Origin of the sequence: Nonomuraea fuscirosea (assembly GCF_035917475.1) — a bacterium.
GTDB lineage: Bacteria > Actinomycetota > Actinomycetes > Streptosporangiales > Streptosporangiaceae > Nonomuraea > Nonomuraea fuscirosea.
This window is the reverse complement of the sequence record NZ_CP109074.1, coordinates 6,950,710-6,967,120: the sequence shown is the minus strand read 5'-3', so window position 1 is coordinate 6,967,120 and position 16,411 is coordinate 6,950,710. Positions and strand designations below refer to the sequence as shown.

Below are 16,411 nucleotides of genomic sequence, written 5' to 3'. Positions count from 1 at the left end.
GGCCCGCCCGGCCGCCTGTGCGCCCCCGACCGGCCGCCTGAGCCGCCCCGCTACCGTGGCGGGCCGGCGGCGATGGTGGCTCGGGCGTCCGCGACGCCGCCGCGCCACCAGCCCATCGCCTCCACCCACCACGTCATGCCCGCCGCCGCGTACCCGTCGACCAGCCCGTCCGCGGCACGACCCTCCAGCGCGATGTCGAAGCCGTCCAGCGAACCCCGCTGCTCGGCCAGGAAGTCCACCACCCGCGCGAACTCGGAGACCGGCACCGGCGGCAGGTCCTGGCCGTATTCGTGGAAGGTCGGCATCGCGCCGTCCCACCGGGCCGCCCGCCGGAAACCGACCTTGGTCGGCCAGCGCCCTGGGCACCAGATCGGGATGCGCGGGCGCTGGACCGGCGACGGCGGCAGCTCCTTCCACAGCCGCGTCAGCTCCTCCAGCCCCTGGTCCAGCTTGGCGGCGCGCGCCTTCAGATCGGGGTCCTCGCCGAAGTCGGCGTACTCCGCGTCGACCGAGCCGAGGCCCGCGCCGACGACCAGCCGCCCCCCGGACAGCACGTCCAGCGTCGCGGTCTCCTTCGCCACCATCTGCACCCGCCGCCGCGGCAGCGCCGTCATCAGCACGCCGATCCTGATCCGGCTGGTCCGGGCCGCGATGGCCGACAGCACCACCGTCGGGTTGACCACGGGCCAGTCGCGGTCGTGGTAGAGCAGGTGGTCCCAGAGATAGACGCCGTCCCAGCCCCGTTCCTCGGCCGCCACGGCGAGCTCGACCAGCACCTGAGGATCCCCGAACTCGCCGAGATTCGGCAGCCCGACCGCGTAACGCACCATGCGCCCCAGGCTACGCGATCACAGCTCGGTGATCACGATCCGGCGTCCATGGGCCTGGCGTCGATGGTCAGGCGTCCACGGTCCGGTGTCCACGGCCCGGCGGCCACGGCCCGGCGTCCACGGTCGGGCGGCCACGGTCCGGCGGCTCCAGCAGGCCCCGTGCACGCGGACGAGCCCCCTCCCCGGCAGGGGGAGAGGGCTCGTCACCCCGACCGGCGCGCTAGGGGATTGGGTACTCCTGCGCCTTGCCGCAGTACCCGATCCCGATGGGCGAGTTGCTGCGGCGGCACACCTGCACGACCACCCGGTCGATGGTGCGCACCGACCCCTGGTCGGACAGCGAGAAGGCGAACTTGACCTGCTCGTCGTCCGCCTTCTGCGTCGCGCTGTCCACCAGCTCGCTGCCGCGGTAGGCGCTGAAGGTGGCCAGGGAGTGCATGTCGTCGGGACGGCAGATGGTCGGGGCGGCTTCGTCGGAGAGTAATCCTTCGACGTCGACGCGGGGCCGGATCACCGGCCCGTCGTACCGTTCGATCGTGCCCTCCGTGAACCCGCGGCGGCACGAGTCGCCCGAGTCGGCGGAGAAGGGGACAGCCTGGGCGGCCAGGGCGGGCGGAGCCGCCAGAAGCCCGGCGGCGAGCACGGTACTCATCGTCAACCCGGCGAGCAGACGCACGATTACACCTTCCGTTGGGTGCTGGATTCCGTCACCCATCGTGCGCAGCGCCGCCCCTCCTGCCAGTGCCCGCCGTTACAGCCGGCCCAGGAAATCCCGGATTGGGCGGCCGTTCAGGCGGAGAGCACCAGGTCGTGGGCGGCCTGGGCGAAGGCGCGGACCCGGGCGGTGGCGCCGTCGGCCCGCCACAGCAGGCCCCAGCGCAGCGGCGGAGCGTCACTGATCGGGACGTAGGCGACGTCGGGACGGGCGTAGTAGCGCCTGGCCTGGGCCCCGACGGGGAAGGCGCCCTGGCCGGCGCCGATGAGGGTCAGCATCTCGTTGAACGTCGCGGCCGAAGGGCCCGGCTCGATCGGCCGTCCCGCCGGAGTCGCGCTGGGGGTGCGGTCGGCCCGCAGTGTGACGGGCAGCGTGTCCGGCAGCTGGAGCAGCTTCACCCGGGCCAGGTCTTCGAGCGAGATCGACGTACGGCGGGCGAACGCGTGCCCGGACGGCACGGCCAGCATGCGCGCCTCCGACACCAGCACGGGACCCGTGGCGATGTCCGGCTCGTCGATGGGGAACGTGCCCAGCGCGAGATCCACCTGGCCGTCACGCAGCCAGGGCATCAGATCGACCATCTGCGCCTCGCGCAGCCGTACGTCGCAGCCGGGCAGCCGGCGGCGGAACGACTCGGCGGCGCCGGCGAGCAACTGACCGGCCGCCGCGCCGACGAAGGCCGCCCGCAGGACGCCGGTGAGACCGTGGCCGGTGTCGACCGCCCGCGCGAACGCCGCGCCGATCTGCTCCCAGGCGGGCCCGACCTCCTCGGCCAGCCGCCGGCCGACGGCGGTCAGCTCCACCCGGCGGCTGGTGCGGACGAACAGCGGCACCCCGGCCCGGCGCTCCAGCTTGGCGATGGTCTGGCTGATCCGGGCGGTGGACACGCGCAGCCGCTCGGCGGTGCGGCCGAAGTGCAGCTCCTCGGCCAGCGTCAGGAACGCCTCCAGCTCGTGGCGCTCCAGCATGACCCCCCCGATCGTTAACTCCAGCTTCACGATTCTCACACAGGGCCCCATTGATCGGCGCCTCCCCGCGGACCAGAGTGGAACGCGCCCACCCGGATGGCGACGTTCCCCAACCTCACGATCGGAAGACAGATGACCGACACGTTGCACGACCTGCGCGCCCTCGTCCGCGGACGGGTGCTGCTCCCCGGGGACGACGGGTTCGACGAGGCCAGGCAGCCCTGGAACCGGGCCGTCGAACAGCTCGTCCCCGCCGTCGTCGAAGCGGCCGACGTCGCCGACGTCGCGGCCGTGATCCGCTTCGCCCGCGCCCGCGGCCTGGCCGTCGCGGCCCAGCCGAACGGCCACGGCGCCACGACCGGCCTCGACGGCGCCGTCCTGCTGCGCACCCGCCACCTGGACTCCGTCGAGATCGACCCGGCCGCCCGGCGCGCCCGCGTCGGCGCGGGCGTGGCCTCGGGCGTCCTCCAGGCCGCCGCGGCGGCGCACGGCCTGACCGGCCTGCCCGGCAGCTCCCCGGTCGTCAGCGTCGCCGGGGTCGCGCTCGGCGGCGGGCTCAGCTGGTTCGGCCGCAGGTACGGCTGGGTCGCCGACAGCGTCACCGCGTTCGACATCGTGGACGCGGAAGGCGAGCGGCGGCGCGTCACCGGCGACACCGACCCCGGCCTCTTCTGGGCCCTGCGCGGCGGCGGCGGGTCGCTCGCGATCGTCACCGCCCTGGAGCTCACCCTCCACCCCGCGCCGCACCTGTACGGCGGCCGGATGATGTGGCCCGCCGAGCACGCCCTGGACGTGATGGACGCCTACCGCCGGATCACCGCCATCGCGCCCGACGACCTGACCGTCTGGCTGGACCTGCTGCACTTCCCCGGCTCCGACCCCCTCGTCGCCGTCGACGCCACCTACCTCGGCCCTGACGACGCGGCCCGCGACCTGCTCGCCCCGCTGGACCGGCTGCCCCGCCCGCTCGCCGACGGCAGGCGGACCATGACGGTCGCCGAACTCGGCGCCATCACCGCGGAGCCCACCGAGCCCAGCGCGGGCTCCTCGCGCGCCGAACTGCTCACCGAGCTGGACGACGCGGTGGCCAAGACCCTGCTGGCCGACCCGATCGCCCCGCTGATGAACGTGCAGCTGCGTCACCTGGGCGGCGCGTTCGCCCGCCCGTCCGACAGCCCCCACGGGCCCCTGACCGAGCCGTACGCGCTCTACCTGTTCGGCGTGCCGGCCGACCCGGCGACGGCCGCGGCCATCGCCGCCAGGCAGCGCGCGCTCGCCGGCGCGCTCCCGGTGAGCGGCCGCAAACCCTTCACCTTCCTCGGCCCCGGCGAGACGCCCGCCGACGCCTTCGCTCCCGCCGCGCTCCAGCGTCTCCGGGATCTCGAACGCCGGCACGACCCGGACGGCACCTTCCGCGCCAACTTCCCCGTCTCGACCTGAGGCCGGCCTTTCGGAGAAGCCCTCCGAGCGGGGCTTTCGGTGAGGCCGGCATCGACGGGCCCGCCGCGCCCGGGCGGATTCTCGCTTACTGTGCATCTCGGGGGATGCATTACGGGAGAATGTCCGGGCCGTCCCGAGTGGCGGGGCCGCGGCGTTCCGGGGGAAACACGGAGGATGAAGGCGGGAATGGGTGCTCAGACGCAGGAACAACTCGGCCCCTACCGGATGATCCGGAAGATCGGTGAGGGCGGTATGGGGGTCGCCCACCTCGGTCTCGACGCCGCGGGCCGGGAAGTCGCGATCAAAGTGCTGCACCCGCACGTCGCGGCCGACCTCAAGGCACGCGACCGGCTGTTCCGCGAGGTGGAGACCATGCGGCGGGTCCGCAGCCGCTTCGTCGCCGAGGTGCTCGACGCCGAGCTGGCCGGCGGCAAGCCGTACGTGGTGACCAGGTTCGCCCCCGGCCGCACACTTGAGGACACCGTGCTGGCCCAGGGCCCGCTGGCGGCGCACGAGGTCGTCACGCTCGCCCAGGGGCTGGCCCAGGCGCTGGTGGACATCCACGAGGCCGGTGTGATCCACCGCGACCTCAAGCCGTCCAACGTCATGCTGGTCGGCGGCCAGCCGCTGGTCATCGACTTCGGCATCGCGCACCTGGTGGACGCGGCCAGGCTGACGGCGACCGGCATGGTCGTGGGCACGCCCGGCTACCTGGCGCCCGAGATCATCCGCGCCTCCCATGTCACCCAGGCGGCCGACGTGCACTCCCTGGCCTCGACGGTGTTCTTCGCCGCGACGGGGTTGCCGCCGTTCGGCACGGGGACGTTCGAGGCGGTCTGCTACAACACCATGGAAGGGCGCTCGCAGATCGACAAGGCGCCCGCCTGGCTGCGGGGCTGGCTGAGCAACGCGCTCCAGGTCGATCCCACCGCCAGGCCCGACGCCCGCGAGCTGCTGCGCACGGCCAGGGCGCTCGATCCGGCGAGCGGCGCCCCGCGGCGCCCGGACCGCACCCAGGCCATGGACACCCTCTCCGACCTGCTGCCGCCGGTCACCTACGCCACCAGGCCGCGGGAGGAGCGGCCCGCCGTCCCCGCGCCGACCCTCAGCTCCGACTGGTCCGAGCACTCCGGCCAGTCCGATCAGCCCGAGCGGCGGCGTGCGCCCGCGCCTCCGGCGGAGCCGTTCGACCTGAGGCGGTTCGTGCACGGCAGCGGCTTCGTCGGCGTGCTCATGCTCGTGATCCTCATGGCGCTGACCGTGATGAACCCGGTCTCCGGCGGGCTGGGGGCGGCGGCGCTCGCGCTGGCGCTGCGCGCCGCCGACCACTACTTCGCCGAGGACCGGCCGCCGTTTTCCACGGCGGGGCTCGTGGCCGTGGGTCACCTGCTGCTGTCGGTGGCGTTCGGGCTGGCCGCCGGCGGCCTGCTCCACATGGCCGGACGGCTGAACGCCGGCCACGCGGAGAGCCTGGGCGCGGGCCTGTTCACGCTGGGACTGTTCGTGCTGCCGGGCGCGGCGCCGGTGCGCAGGGCCGCCTCGGGAGCGCTCGCCCGCATCCTGCCCGGCGGCAGCGCGATCGTCGTCTCGACCGCCGTGCTGGGCCCGATCACGCTGATCGCCGTCATCGTGGCAGTGGCCCAGATGTTCTAGCTCGGCGCCGGTGGGCGGTGGCATTCGCCCGGTCGAGCGGCACCGGCCAGACGGTCAGGTGGCCGCCGCCGCCGTGGCCGTGCGGGCCGCCATCCGGCGTTCGAACCACACCGAGGTGAACGGCGGCACCGCGCAGGCCAGGCCCAGCACCGCCGTGCCCCGGCTCCAGCCCGCCTCCCGCGCCGACAGCAGCACCCCGGCCGCGTACAGCACGAACAGCGCCCCGTGGATCGGCCCGAACACCTTCACCCCGAGCTCGCCGGTCTCCGTCACGTACTTGAAGAACATCCCGACCAGCAGCCCCGCCCACGAGCACGCCTCGGCCACCGCCACGAGTCGAAACCAGCGCAGCACGATCCACCCTTTCCGTCCGATCACCGAGGGCTTACTCTACAGCCTGTAGAGTGTGCGGTGCGGCGCAAGCGGCGGTCTCGCCCGCCAGGACCTCGCTCGTCATGGGCCTGCGTTTCTTCACAGGACCTCCCCGAAACCCGAGCAACTCCGGCAGGGTGCGGATGGTCGGATAAGGGCGTGAGGTTCTTCGTCGCGCAACTCTTCCGGTTCGCCTGGGCCGAGGCCAGATCGTGCCTGTTCGCGGTGGCCATGTTCGCCGGTCTGGCCGCCTCGTCCGTCGTGCCGCTGCCGATCCCGCGCTACGACGCGCTGCTGATCTACGCCGTCGCGGTCACCGTGACGCTGCGCGCGCTGCGCTGGGAGAGCAGCGGCGAGACCGCCGTCATCGCCGGGTTCCACCTGGTCGGGCTGGCCTTCGAGCTGATCAAGGTACGGCTCGGGTCGTGGAGCTATCCCGAGCCGGCCCATACCAAGATCGGCGGGGTGCCGCTCTACAGCGGGTTCCTCTACGCGGCGGTGGGCAGCTACGTCTGCACGGCCTGGCGGATCTTCTCGCTGCGCCTGGTGGCCTACCGGACCGTGCCGGTCACGCTGGTGGCGCTGGCGATCTACGTGAACTTCGTCAGCCAGCACTGGTGGATCGACCTGCGGCTGCCGCTGGCCGTGCTGCTCGTGCTGGCGACGTGGGGGACGGTGGTGCACTTCACCGTGGGCGCGCACCGCTACCAGATGCCGCTGGCGTTGTCGCTGACGCTCATCGGGTTCTTCCTGTGGGTGGCCGAGAACCTGGCGACCTACCTCGGCGCCTGGCAGTACCCGTACCAGCGGGAGACCTGGCAGCTGGTGCATCCGGCCAAGTTCGGGGCGTGGGCGCTGCTGGTCAGCGTCACGTTCGTGATCGTCGCCTCCTGGCAGGCGGCCCGGGGCCTGCTGCACCTGCCCGTCGCCTCCCGCGGCCTGCCGCGCGGCTGGGCGTTGCCGCTGCGCCGGGTCGGCCCGCTGGGAGGCGCGGCGTACCAGGTGGAGGCGGTACGGCCGGGGAGTGGGGCTCAGGCCTCTACCGGTCGGCGGTGCTGACCGGGCTCACCGTCCTCGGCGCCGCGGCCGACGACGACCGCTGAGCGGCCGCGCCGCCACGACCTCCCGGACCACCGAGGCGGCCGGGGCGATCAGTGCTGGTCGGCGTAGTGCCGGGCGAGCAGGTCGCCGCCCCAGTCGTGGCGCAGGTCCCGCCACACGGAGTGGACGTGGTTGGCGTCGTCCTGCGTGTTGTCGTACTCCAGCAGGAACGTCGGCCCGGTGACGCAGTAGTAGTGACCCTGCCCGCGCCGGTCCGAGCCCATCCAGGCGAAGGTCACCCGGTCCAGCCCGGCGTCGAGCGCGTCCCGCCAGCAGGTCTCGCCGTACCAGCCGGGGGCGCGGTCGAAGTAGCGGCGCACCAGCCGTTCGAGCATGTCCCGCGACGTCGCCGTCATGTCGGCGTACGGCAGCCCATGGGGGATGAGGGCGGCGTCGGCCGCCGGGTCGTTACGGGTCAGGACGTCGTCGGGAGCGACCGGGCTGGTGATCGCGATCGAACGCTGGTGCGGCGCGAGGTCGGCGAGCAGCGCCCGGCCCAGTTCCTCCTCCTCGGCGAGCAGCCGCAGGCCCCGCCGCGGCCCGGACGGCACCATGGCCGGCTCGGCGCCGAGGAAGCTCGGCGTGACCGTGATCGAGTCGCCGGCGACCGTGATGTGCACGGCGAGATGGTGGCCGTTGATCCGCCACATCCACGGGGCCGCACCGGCCGGATCGCCGAAGACGCGGAACCAGTAGCGGTCGCCGTCGATCTCGTCCACGCCGGTCACCAGGCGGCGGCGGACGCGTTCGAGCTCGATGACGCCCCTGGCCGTACGCGCGCCGCTGACGCCGCAGCCGATCTCCAGCAGGGAGAGCGCCAGCTCCTCCTGGGCCGGGGTCATCTCGACCAGCGGCAGGCCCGGACGGGGGCCGGGCAGATAGGACCACTCGGTACGCTCGGCCGAGCCGAACGCCGCCGTCGCCGCGGCCTTCCGCTCGGGGTCGAGCGAGCCGAGGAAGCGCAGCACCGCCTGCCGCATCACCTCGACGTCGGGGGCGCTCATGAAAGCTCTCGCAATGCCACAAACCGCAACATACTGCAAAAAACGCCGATATCCGCGCGCAAATAAGCGCATGCGGTGGCACTGAGACGGGGAACGGCGGCACGGCGGCGGGGGCACGGCGGCGGCACGGCGGGGGCGGGGTTTCGGGCCGTGAGGCCGTGAAAGGATGCTGGCGTGGTGACGATACAGGACGTGGCGAAGGCCGCAGGGGTCTCGCCCATGACCGTCTCCCACGTCATCAACGACCACCCGCACGTCAGGACCGAGACGCGCGAGCGCGTGCTGCGGGCCATCGAGGAGCTGGACTACCGGGTCAACGTCGCGGCCCGCAACCTGCGCACCGGGCGTACCGGGACGATCGGCCTGGCCGTCCCCGAGATCGACCGCCCCTACTACGGGCAGCTCGCCGCCGAGATCATCAAGGTGGCGGCAGGACACCACCTCAGGGTCGCCATCGAGCAGACCGGCGCCTCACGTGAGGGCGAGCTCGCCGCCCTCGCGCTGTCCCGCAACCGGCTCTACGACGGCCTCATCCTCAGCACGGTCGGGCTCGGCCCGGCCGACATCGACCTGCTCAGGGTCGACCACCCCGTGGTCATCCTGGGGGAGCGCATCTTCGACGGGCCCGTGGACCACGTGGCGATGCCCAACAGCGCGGGCGCCAGGGCCGCGACCCGCCATCTCCTCGAGCGGGGCTGCCGTCGCGTCGCGCTCATCGACGGCCCGCAGCGGGGCGAGGTCGACGTCTCCAGCCTGCGCTACGACGGCTACCGCGAGGCGCTCGAAGAGGCTGGCATCCCGTTCGACCCGGCGCTCGTGGCCCCCATCGAGCAGCTCACCATGGAGCGGGGAGCGGCGGCCGCGCGCCGCCTGGCCGGGTCGGGGGCCGGGGTCGACGGCGTCTTCTGCGTGACCGACACGGTCGCGCTCGGCGCGCTGCGCGGCCTGGCCGACAGCGGGCTGCGGGTGCCGCACGACGTCAAGGTCATCGGCTTCGACAACATCGCCGAAGGCGCCTACAGCGTGCCGTCGCTGTCGTCGATCGACCCCGACCACGCGCTCATGGCCGGCACGGCCGTCGGCTTCCTGGTCAAGCGGATGGCGGAGAAGGGCGCGGCCAGGCAGGCGCCGCGCGAGTTCGTCAGCCCCTTCTCCCTGGTCCCCCGCGAATCGACCGGCTGACCCGGCGTTCCCGGGCGAGCAGCCGGCGGAATCAGGCAGACAAGCGCGGCGGTTCGTCGCGCGGTGAGACGCTCGCAACGAATGGGGTCTGTGGGCTTTGACGGGTTGTTTGGGTTTAAGGAGGTAACTGAGAACATCTGCATGGGTACGTCTGCTTCCGTCTGGGCGCCCGCTTATAGGGCGGACGCCGGCTTCTGGCCGAAATATCCATGAACGGAAACGAGAGCACGTGAATACTAGAATTTCGCAATCGCGCGCGCCGCGCCATGGGCTGTTCGCGGCGCTAGCTCTGACCGGTGCCGCCGCCAGCGTCATGCTTCTGCCTCTGGGCATGGGGGTGGCCAGCGCGAGCGCCGGCTTCTCCACCGTCCAGGCCGGAGGCCCGCCGGCGCCGGTCAAGCACGTCTACAAGCCGAGTTACGTCCCGCGGGAGAAGCCGATCCTGCGCAACCCGCACTACCGTCCGCCGCGGATCGACGTCATCGTCGACAACCGCAACCACTCGCGCAACCACCACCCGAGGCACCGCTTCGAGCGCCGCGAGGAGGTCAAGCCGGCCCCGGTGGTGAAGCCGGTCAAGGAGGAGCCGGTCAAGGAGGACGTGAAGCCGGACAAGTACGACGACGGTAACTGGTGGTGGCCGGAAGAGCTGAGCTGACCTCCGTCAGGGACGCTCGCTGCCACGCCAGTGCGCTGACCCGCCGGACCGGGATGAACATCCGCCCCGGGACGGCGGGTCTGGTCGTGTTCGCGCCCATGTCGTGCGAAACCTGGCCGCGCCGGACGACCGGTGGCCCTCACACCTGTGCGGCGGCGGGCTCGCCGGGCTGGAGGGCGGCCAGGACGGCCTGTTCCACGGAGTCGTGGACGCTCAGCACGGTGTGCGCGCAGGTGATCCGCATCATGCTGGCCAGCTTGGGATGCGGCGCGGCCAGGCGCAGGCTGCCGCCGTGCTGGCGGGCGAAGGCGTGCGTGTTGAGCAGGACCCGGAGCCCGGCGCTGCCCAGCAGTTGCGCGTCGCTGAGATCGATGACCAGATGTTCGTGCGGCGCGCGCCGGCTCGCCTGAAGGTAGCGGTCCAGCTGACCGGCGGTGGCGGCGTCGATCTCACCCGCGACGGAGATCACGCTCACCCCGGGCAGTCTCTGTGTCGCGAACGTCAGTTCCCGCACGTGCACCCCCCTGACGTGAGGAGCCGGAAGCGGCCTGACCGGCCGCTGTCGATCCCTACCGTACCGAGACGGAGGGGCAGCGTACAGAGCCGTGAGGACGACCCTGACGTAACCTCTCGTCGGCTCCCGGTGACCCTCCGGCGGGCCACCGCGGGCCGGCCCCGGCACCGCACGCGACCCGGGCGCCGTCATCACAGACCGGCGCCCTCGCGCAGCTCCTGGCGCAGCTCGACGGCCCGGTGCAGGTAGTTGGAGGCCAGCGCGGTCCGCCCGGCCGAGCGGTACAGCTCGCCGAGCGTCTGGAACGTGGCCGCCTCCCCGCTGCGGTCGCCGAGCTGCTGGAAGACCGCCAGCGACGCCCGCAGCCGGTCGGATCCGTCGGACCGCTCGCCTCTGGCCACCTGGAGGCCGCCCAGGCTCTGCATCGCGTACGCGCCGCAGTGCCGGTCCCCGAGCGTCTCGAAGATGTCCAGCGCCCGGCCCTGGCAGCGCATCGCCTCGTCGGCGTCGGCCTTCAGGTCGTGCAGGCGGCCCAGGTGCATCGACACGCAGCCCTCACGGTGGGTGTCGCCGAGCTCCCTGGCCAGCCGCAGCGCCTCGGACAGCCACCGGGACGCCTGGCGCAGGTCCTGCAGCGACAGGTAGATGCGCCCGATCGCCTGCCGCGCGTACGCCTCGCCGCCGCGGTCGCCGACGGCCAGGAACATGGCCAGGGCGTGCCGGAAGGACCCGAGCGCCCGCAGGTGCTCGCCGGAGAACTGGCTGGCCGCGCCCAGCCCGCAGATCGAGATCGCCTCGCCGCGTACGTCCCCCAGCTCGTGGAAGATCGTCCGGGCGCGCTTGAGCATGTCGCAGGCCTCGGCGTAACGGTCCTGGTAGAGGCAGACCTGGCCGAGGCCGCGGAGCATGGCGGCCTCGCCGCGGCGGTCGCCTGCCGCGCGGGCGCTGTCGAGCGCCAGCCGGTGCGTGAGCTGCCAGTCGTCGAACCGGCAGTGCAGGTCGAAGTAGGGGACGAGGGCGGCGGCCAGTCCCCACGCGGAGGTGGCCAGCCCGGTGCCCGCGGCCAGCTGCACGGCCTCCACCAGCGACTGGCGCTCGGCCTCGAACCACGACAGCGGGTCGGAGGTCAGCCGGGCCAGTGTCTCCTCCGGCAGGCTCCAGGGGGCGGGCTCCTCGGGGGTCAGGCTGAACAGGGTGGTGGGCAGGCGCGCGGTGGCGTGCCCGGTGGCGCTGGTCCAGCCGCCGAGCACGCGGGCGAGCGCCTGCCGCTCCGCCTCGCCGCCGGTCTGCTGCCTGGCCTGGCAGCGCATCAGGTCGTACAGGCGGTAGCGGGGCTGGCCGAGAGCGTCGGTGCCGTCCAGCCGGACGAGGTTGGCGTCCACGAGGGAGTCCACGACGGCCTCGCCGCGCCGCCGGCCGAGCACGGCGTCGGCCACCCAGCCGGGCACGGAGGCGGGCCCGAGCAGGCCGAGCGCGCGGAAGGTGGCGGCCGCGTCGCTGGTCAGGCGGCGGGTGCTGCGTTCGAAGGAGCCGCGTACCTCCAGGTCGCCGGCGCGCAGCTCGTCCAGCCTGCTGGACTCGTCGGCCAGGCGCTGCTGGAGCACGCTGAGCGGCCAGCCGGGACGGCCGGTCAGGCGGGCGCCGGCGACCCGGACGGCCAGGGGCAGGTGGCCGCAGGAGTCGAGGATGGCCAGGGCCGCCTGCCGCTCGGCGGCCAGCCGCGCCGGGCCGACGATGCGCCCGAGCAGCTCCTCGGCCTCCTCCGGCGGCAGGACGTCCAGCTCCAGCAGGCGGGTGCCGGGCAGCTCGGTGATGCGGCGGCGGCTGGTGACCAGGACCGCGCAGCCGTTGCCGGGCAGCAGGGCGCGTACCTGGGCGGCGTCGGCCGCGTCGTCGAGGAAGACGAGCATCGGCCGTTCCGCGAGCAGGGAGCGGTAGAGCGCGGAACGTTCGTGCACGGTGGGCGGCAGGGCCGCGGCGCCGACGCCCAGCGCGCGCAGCGCCTCGGCCAGCAGCTCCGCCGGGTCGGCGGGGGTCGCGTCGGTGCCGCCGAGACACAGGTGCAGCTGCCCGGCCGGGTAGCCGCCCCGTACGGCGTGGGCGCAGTGCACGGCCAGCGCGGTCTTGCCGACGCCGGGCGGCCCGACGACCATGGCGATCGACGGCGGCCCCTCAGGCGCGAGCTCCTCGGCGGACAGCGACCTGGTCAGGGCGGCGACGGCCGCGGCCCGGCCGGTGAAGTCCGGGATGTCGGCCGGCAGCTGGTAGGGCGGGGGAGGGGCGACGGGCACGGGGGCGGGCACGGGGGCGGGCACGGGCACGGCGGCGGGCAGGAGGGCGGGCACGGGCTCTCCGGCCAGGACGCGGGCGTGCGCCTCGCGCAGGTCCTGGCCGGGTTCGACGCCGAGATCCTCGATGAGCTGCCGTCTGACGGCGGTGTAGGCGTGCAGCGCCTCGGCCCGCCTGCCGGTGTGGTGCAGCGCCAGAATGAGCCGCTGCCAGAGGTCCTCGCGGTAGGGGTGCTCGCCGACCAGCTCGCGCAGGTCCTCGGCGGCGGAGGCGTGCTCGCCCGCGGCGAGCTTGACCGCGATCAGCTCCTCGGCGGCGGCCAGCCTGGCCTGGGTGATCGAGCGCAGCCGCGCGTCCCACACGGGGCTCGCGGGCAGGTCGCCGAGCGGGGTGCCGCGCCACAGCGCGAGCGCCCGGCGCAGGTGGGGGGCCGCCTCCTCGGTACGCGCGCTCGCCCGCGCCCTGGTCACCAGGTCCTCGAACAGCAGCAGGTCCAGCCGCTCCGCCTCCACCTCGACGGCGTAACCGGACGGGTGGGCGGCGATGCGGGCCTCCGTCGCGCCGAGGACGCCGCGTAAGGAGCTCACGTACGTGCGCAGGTTGGCCGTCGCGGACGAGGGCGGGGTGCCGGTCCACAGCACTTCGATCAGGGCGTCGGAGGCGACCACCTGATTCGCGTCGAGCAGCAGCGTGGCGAGCAGCAGCCGCGGCTTGGTGCCCGCGATGCGCACGCTCTGGTCCGCGGCCCTGACCTGTAACGGGCCAAGGACGGCGAATGTTGGCTGATCAACCACTATGACCGCACCTACTCCTCAGCTGGAGGTATTGCAACCATTGCCGGGTTGTTCGTTCGGGCTGGCTGAGTCTTTATACCGATTTTGGATGTTCTCTGTATGCCGTACTCGCAATCTTGACCCCCAGCAAGCGCACGTCGTGAGATCCATTTGATCATGCTCGGCTCCGGGTCGACCTCGTCCCCGGAGCCGTACGGAAAGGATCCTTATGAGAGCCAGCAGGGTGCTTACGGTGGGGTTCGTCCTTACGTGCGGGCTCGTGGCCGGGCAGGCGGCCTCCGCCGCCCCCACGCCCGCTCCCACACCGAGCGCGGCTCCGAGCGGCACGCCGACCACGGGCCCTGGGCAGGACCAGAACAACCCGCCGGACCAGGTCGACGTTCCCGAGGTCTCCACCCTGGCCGCGCCCAGCTTCCAGCTGCCCTTCCCCTGCGGCCAGAGCTGGACCGGCAACTCCAGCGGCAGCAGCGCGCACCGCTCGTACGAGATCGACTTCAACCGCGGCAGCACCGCCTCCGCCGACCTCGGCGACACCGTCGTGGCCGCCGCGGCCGGCACCGTGGTCATCTCCGCCCACCAGGGCTCCACGAACGGCTACGGCAACCTGGTCAAGATCGACCACGGCGGCGGCTGGACGTCGTACTACGCGCACCTGAACGCGCGCTCCGTCAGCGCCGGCACCCAGGTCCGCCAGGGCCAGAAGATCGGCACGGTCGGCAACACCAGCAAGCCGGGCAACAACATCAGCCCGCACCTGCACTACGAGGTCCGCAACGGCGCCAGCTACCCGGCCAACGTGCGCAAGGCCGTCTTCAACGGCGCCACGTTCGGCTACCCGAACCAGACCCTGACCTCGAAGAACAGCTGCGGCGGCGGCAGCACCAACCCGCACACCGCGACGTCCGTGTGCGGCAGCGGCTACAAGGTGATCGACTCCGCCGCCCTGGGCTCGGCCGGCACCGCCTACCTGCTCTACAACTCGGGCAACGGCTACAACTGCGTGGCCACGATCAAGAAGACCTCGCTCAGCAAGAACACCGCGACCAGCGCGTACCTGGAGGTCAAGGGCAAGTCGCGGATCACCGACAGCGGCAACTTCGGCTACTACGCCGGCCCGGTGCGTGCCGCCGCGGCCGGTCAGTGCGTCAAGTGGGGCGGCAAGGCCGGGTCGAGCACGTACAACAGCGACTTCGAGCACTGCGGCTGACGCCGCACGGCGCCCGCGCGCACACCGTGCCGCGCCGGGCGCCCCGCGTTCCCGTACGACACCCCCCTTCCTGAGGAGAACACTGTGCGAGCCCGACTGCGCCGCTCAGCCGTGCTGCTGACCGGCGCGCTGATCCCCGCCTCGCTGCTGATCGGCCATCCCGCCGCGGCCACGGCCGCCGCCGACCCCGTGTCGGGGGCGTTCGCCGAGGCGGCGGCCACCTACGAGGTGCCGCGCGACCTGCTGGTCTCCCTCGCCTACGCCGAGACCCATCTGGACGGCCACGCCGGCGAGCCCAGCGCCGGCGGCGGCTACGGCGTGATGCACCTGGTCACCTCCCGCACGCTGGAGCGCGCGGCCAAGCTGACCGGGCGGCCCGTGTCCGCGCTCAAGAGCGACGACGCCGCCAACATCGCCGGCGGCGCCGCCGTGCTGCGCGCCTACGCCGACGAGGCCGGGCTGGACGCCGCCGCCCGCAAGGACGCCGCCCGCTGGTACGAGCCCGTCGCCCGCTACGGCGGCGCCACCTCCCCCGACGTGGCCCGCCTGTACGCCGACACCGTCTACGACCTGCTGGCCCAGGGCGTGCGCGGCACCACGACCGGCGGCGAGAGCGTCACGGTCAAGCCGCGCGCCGTCGAGCCCGACCGCGGCCCGTACGCCAAGGCCAAGGACCTGGACGCCCCCGGCACCCTCGCCGCCGCGGTCGACTACCCGCAGGCCACGTGGGTGGCGGCCAACAGCGCCAACTACGCGGTGTCCAGCCGCCCGTCCAGCGACGAGATCGACCGGATCGTCATCCACGTGGCGCAGGGCTCCTACGCCGGGACGATCTCCTGGTTCCAGAACCCGTCCGCGAAGGTCAGCTCCCACTACGTGGTGCGCTCGTCGGACGGCGCCGTCACCCAGATGGTGCGGGAGAAGGACCGGGCCTTCCACGCCGGCGACTACAACCGGCGCTCGGTCGGCATCGAGCACGAGGGCTTCGTCAACGACGCGTCCTGGTTCACCGACGCGATGTACCGCTCCTCGGCCGCGCTGACCCGCAACATCGCCGACCGGTACGGCATCCCCAAGGACCGCACGCACATCGTCGGCCACAGCCAGGTCCCGGGGACCGACCACACGGACCCGGGCGGCAACTGGAACTGGAACACCTACATGCAGTACGTCACCGGTGGCGGCGGCGGCCCCACCAACCCGCACACGCCGGAATCGGTGTGCGGCAGCGGCTACAAGGTGATCGACTCGGCCGCGCTGGGCTCGGCCGGCACGGTCTACCTGCTCTACAACTCGGGCAACGGTTACAACTGCGTGGCCACGATCAAGAAGACCTCGATCGGCACGGCCAGCGCGACCAGCGCGTACCTGGAGGTCAAGGGCAAGGCGCGGGTCACCGACAGCGGGAACTTCGCCTACTACGCCGGCCCGGTGCGTGCCTCGGCGGCCGGTCAGTGCGTCAAGTGGGGCGGCAAGGCCGGGACGAACGTCTACGACAGTCCGTCCGAGCACTGCGGCTAGGACGATGACAAGGGGCGGGTGCGGGCGGCGGCCCGTGCCCGCCTTCCGCACGCTCGGAGCGCGGCGCCGCAGCGCCCGCGGTGACCACGCGCCTGCGGATCGCGCGTGGTGCCGGCGCTCGGCGGTCGCGAGCGGTACGGGCGACGCTCAGTGGCGGCGTCCG

14 protein-coding genes are annotated in these 16,411 nt (G+C 73.1%); 7 read left to right on the top strand and 7 right to left on the bottom strand.

Annotated elements, in window-relative coordinates:
* Window positions 1–50 precede the first annotated feature (50 nt).
* The 3 genes from OIE67_RS31885 to OIE67_RS31875 form a co-directional block, all read right to left on the bottom strand.
* Window positions 51–830: an LLM class flavin-dependent oxidoreductase gene (locus tag OIE67_RS31885; protein WP_326627402.1), complete on the bottom strand. Its 780-nt coding sequence runs from the start codon at window positions 828–830 to the stop codon at window positions 51–53.
* Between the two features lie 220 nt (window positions 831–1,050).
* Window positions 1,051–1,506: a hypothetical protein gene (locus OIE67_RS31880; RefSeq protein WP_326627400.1), complete on the bottom strand. Its 456-nt coding sequence runs from the start codon at window positions 1,504–1,506 to the stop codon at window positions 1,051–1,053.
* A 113-nt stretch (window positions 1,507–1,619) separates the two neighbouring features.
* Window positions 1,620–2,552, bottom strand: a complete 933-nt coding sequence (locus OIE67_RS31875) for a LysR family transcriptional regulator (RefSeq protein WP_326627398.1) — start codon at window positions 2,550–2,552, stop codon at window positions 1,620–1,622.
* Window positions 2,553–2,645: 93 nt separating this feature from the next.
* Between OIE67_RS31875 and OIE67_RS31870 the strand changes: the two genes are divergently transcribed.
* Together OIE67_RS31870 and OIE67_RS31865 are read left to right on the top strand one after the other, a co-directional pair.
* Window positions 2,646–3,953, top strand: a complete 1,308-nt coding sequence (locus OIE67_RS31870; RefSeq protein WP_326627396.1) for an FAD-binding oxidoreductase — start codon at window positions 2,646–2,648, stop codon at window positions 3,951–3,953.
* Window positions 3,954–4,139: 186 nt separating this feature from the next.
* A complete protein-coding gene (locus tag OIE67_RS31865; RefSeq protein ID WP_326627394.1) occupies window positions 4,140–5,606 on the top strand; it encodes a serine/threonine-protein kinase in 1,467 nt (488 codons plus the stop codon).
* Between the two features lie 54 nt (window positions 5,607–5,660).
* Here the strand turns inward: OIE67_RS31865 and OIE67_RS31860 are convergent, their stop codons facing one another.
* Window positions 5,661–5,984: a DUF3817 domain-containing protein gene (locus OIE67_RS31860; RefSeq protein WP_326627392.1), complete on the bottom strand. Its 324-nt coding sequence runs from the start codon at window positions 5,982–5,984 to the stop codon at window positions 5,661–5,663.
* A 153-nt stretch (window positions 5,985–6,137) separates the two neighbouring features.
* On the opposite strand from OIE67_RS31860, the gene OIE67_RS31855 reads away from it, so the two are divergent.
* Window positions 6,138–7,037 carry a DUF817 domain-containing protein gene (locus OIE67_RS31855; RefSeq protein ID WP_326627390.1) on the top strand — a complete coding sequence of 300 codons (900 nt, stop codon included), beginning with the start codon at window positions 6,138–6,140 and terminating at the stop codon, window positions 7,035–7,037.
* A 92-nt stretch (window positions 7,038–7,129) separates the two neighbouring features.
* On the opposite strand, the gene OIE67_RS31850 is transcribed toward OIE67_RS31855, so the two are convergent.
* A complete protein-coding gene (locus OIE67_RS31850) occupies window positions 7,130–8,083 on the bottom strand; it encodes a DUF3500 domain-containing protein (protein WP_326627388.1) in 954 nt (317 codons plus the stop codon).
* Window positions 8,084–8,257: 174 nt separating this feature from the next.
* Between OIE67_RS31850 and OIE67_RS31845 the strand changes: the two genes are divergently transcribed.
* Together OIE67_RS31845 and OIE67_RS31840 are read left to right on the top strand one after the other, a co-directional pair.
* Window positions 8,258–9,265, top strand: a complete 1,008-nt coding sequence (locus OIE67_RS31845) for a LacI family DNA-binding transcriptional regulator (RefSeq protein WP_326627386.1) — start codon at window positions 8,258–8,260, stop codon at window positions 9,263–9,265.
* Between the two features lie 313 nt (window positions 9,266–9,578).
* Window positions 9,579–9,923 carry a hypothetical protein gene (locus OIE67_RS31840; protein WP_326627384.1) on the top strand — a complete coding sequence of 115 codons (345 nt, stop codon included), beginning with the start codon at window positions 9,579–9,581 and terminating at the stop codon, window positions 9,921–9,923.
* Between the two features lie 139 nt (window positions 9,924–10,062).
* Here OIE67_RS31840 and OIE67_RS31835 read toward each other — a convergent pair whose 3' ends face one another.
* Together OIE67_RS31835 and OIE67_RS31830 are read right to left on the bottom strand one after the other, a co-directional pair.
* Window positions 10,063–10,629: an STAS domain-containing protein gene (locus tag OIE67_RS31835; protein WP_326645523.1), complete on the bottom strand. Its 567-nt coding sequence runs from the start codon at window positions 10,627–10,629 to the stop codon at window positions 10,063–10,065.
* A complete protein-coding gene (locus OIE67_RS31830; RefSeq protein ID WP_326627382.1) occupies window positions 10,629–13,457 on the bottom strand; it encodes an AfsR/SARP family transcriptional regulator in 2,829 nt (942 codons plus the stop codon). Before OIE67_RS31830 ends, OIE67_RS31835 begins: the two co-directional genes overlap by 1 nt.
* Before the next feature lie 295 nt (window positions 13,458–13,752).
* Here OIE67_RS31830 and OIE67_RS31825 point away from each other — a divergent pair, with 295 nt between their 5' ends.
* A complete protein-coding gene (locus OIE67_RS31825; protein WP_326627380.1) occupies window positions 13,753–14,727 on the top strand; it encodes a M23 family metallopeptidase in 975 nt (324 codons plus the stop codon).
* Window positions 14,728–14,811: 84 nt separating this feature from the next.
* Entirely contained in the window at window positions 14,812–16,248 is a 1,437-nt protein-coding gene (locus OIE67_RS31820; protein WP_326627378.1) for an N-acetylmuramoyl-L-alanine amidase, read from the top strand.
* Window positions 16,249–16,411 lie beyond the last annotated feature (163 nt).

Coding starts and splice junctions, on each gene's coding strand:
- OIE67_RS31885 (WP_326627402.1), bottom strand. CDS start 830: ATGGTGCGTTACGCGGTCGGGCTGCCGAATCTCGGCGAGTTCGGGGAT.
- OIE67_RS31870 (WP_326627396.1), top strand. CDS start 2,646: ATGACCGACACGTTGCACGACCTGCGCGCCCTCGTCCGCGGACGGGTG.
- OIE67_RS31865 (WP_326627394.1), top strand. CDS start 4,140: ATGGGTGCTCAGACGCAGGAACAACTCGGCCCCTACCGGATGATCCGG.
- OIE67_RS31850 (WP_326627388.1), bottom strand. CDS start 8,083: ATGAGCGCCCCCGACGTCGAGGTGATGCGGCAGGCGGTGCTGCGCTTC.
- OIE67_RS31840 (WP_326627384.1), top strand. CDS start 9,579: ATGCTTCTGCCTCTGGGCATGGGGGTGGCCAGCGCGAGCGCCGGCTTC.
- OIE67_RS31835 (WP_326645523.1), bottom strand. CDS start 10,629: ATGACGGCGCCCGGGTCGCGTGCGGTGCCGGGGCCGGCCCGCGGTGGC.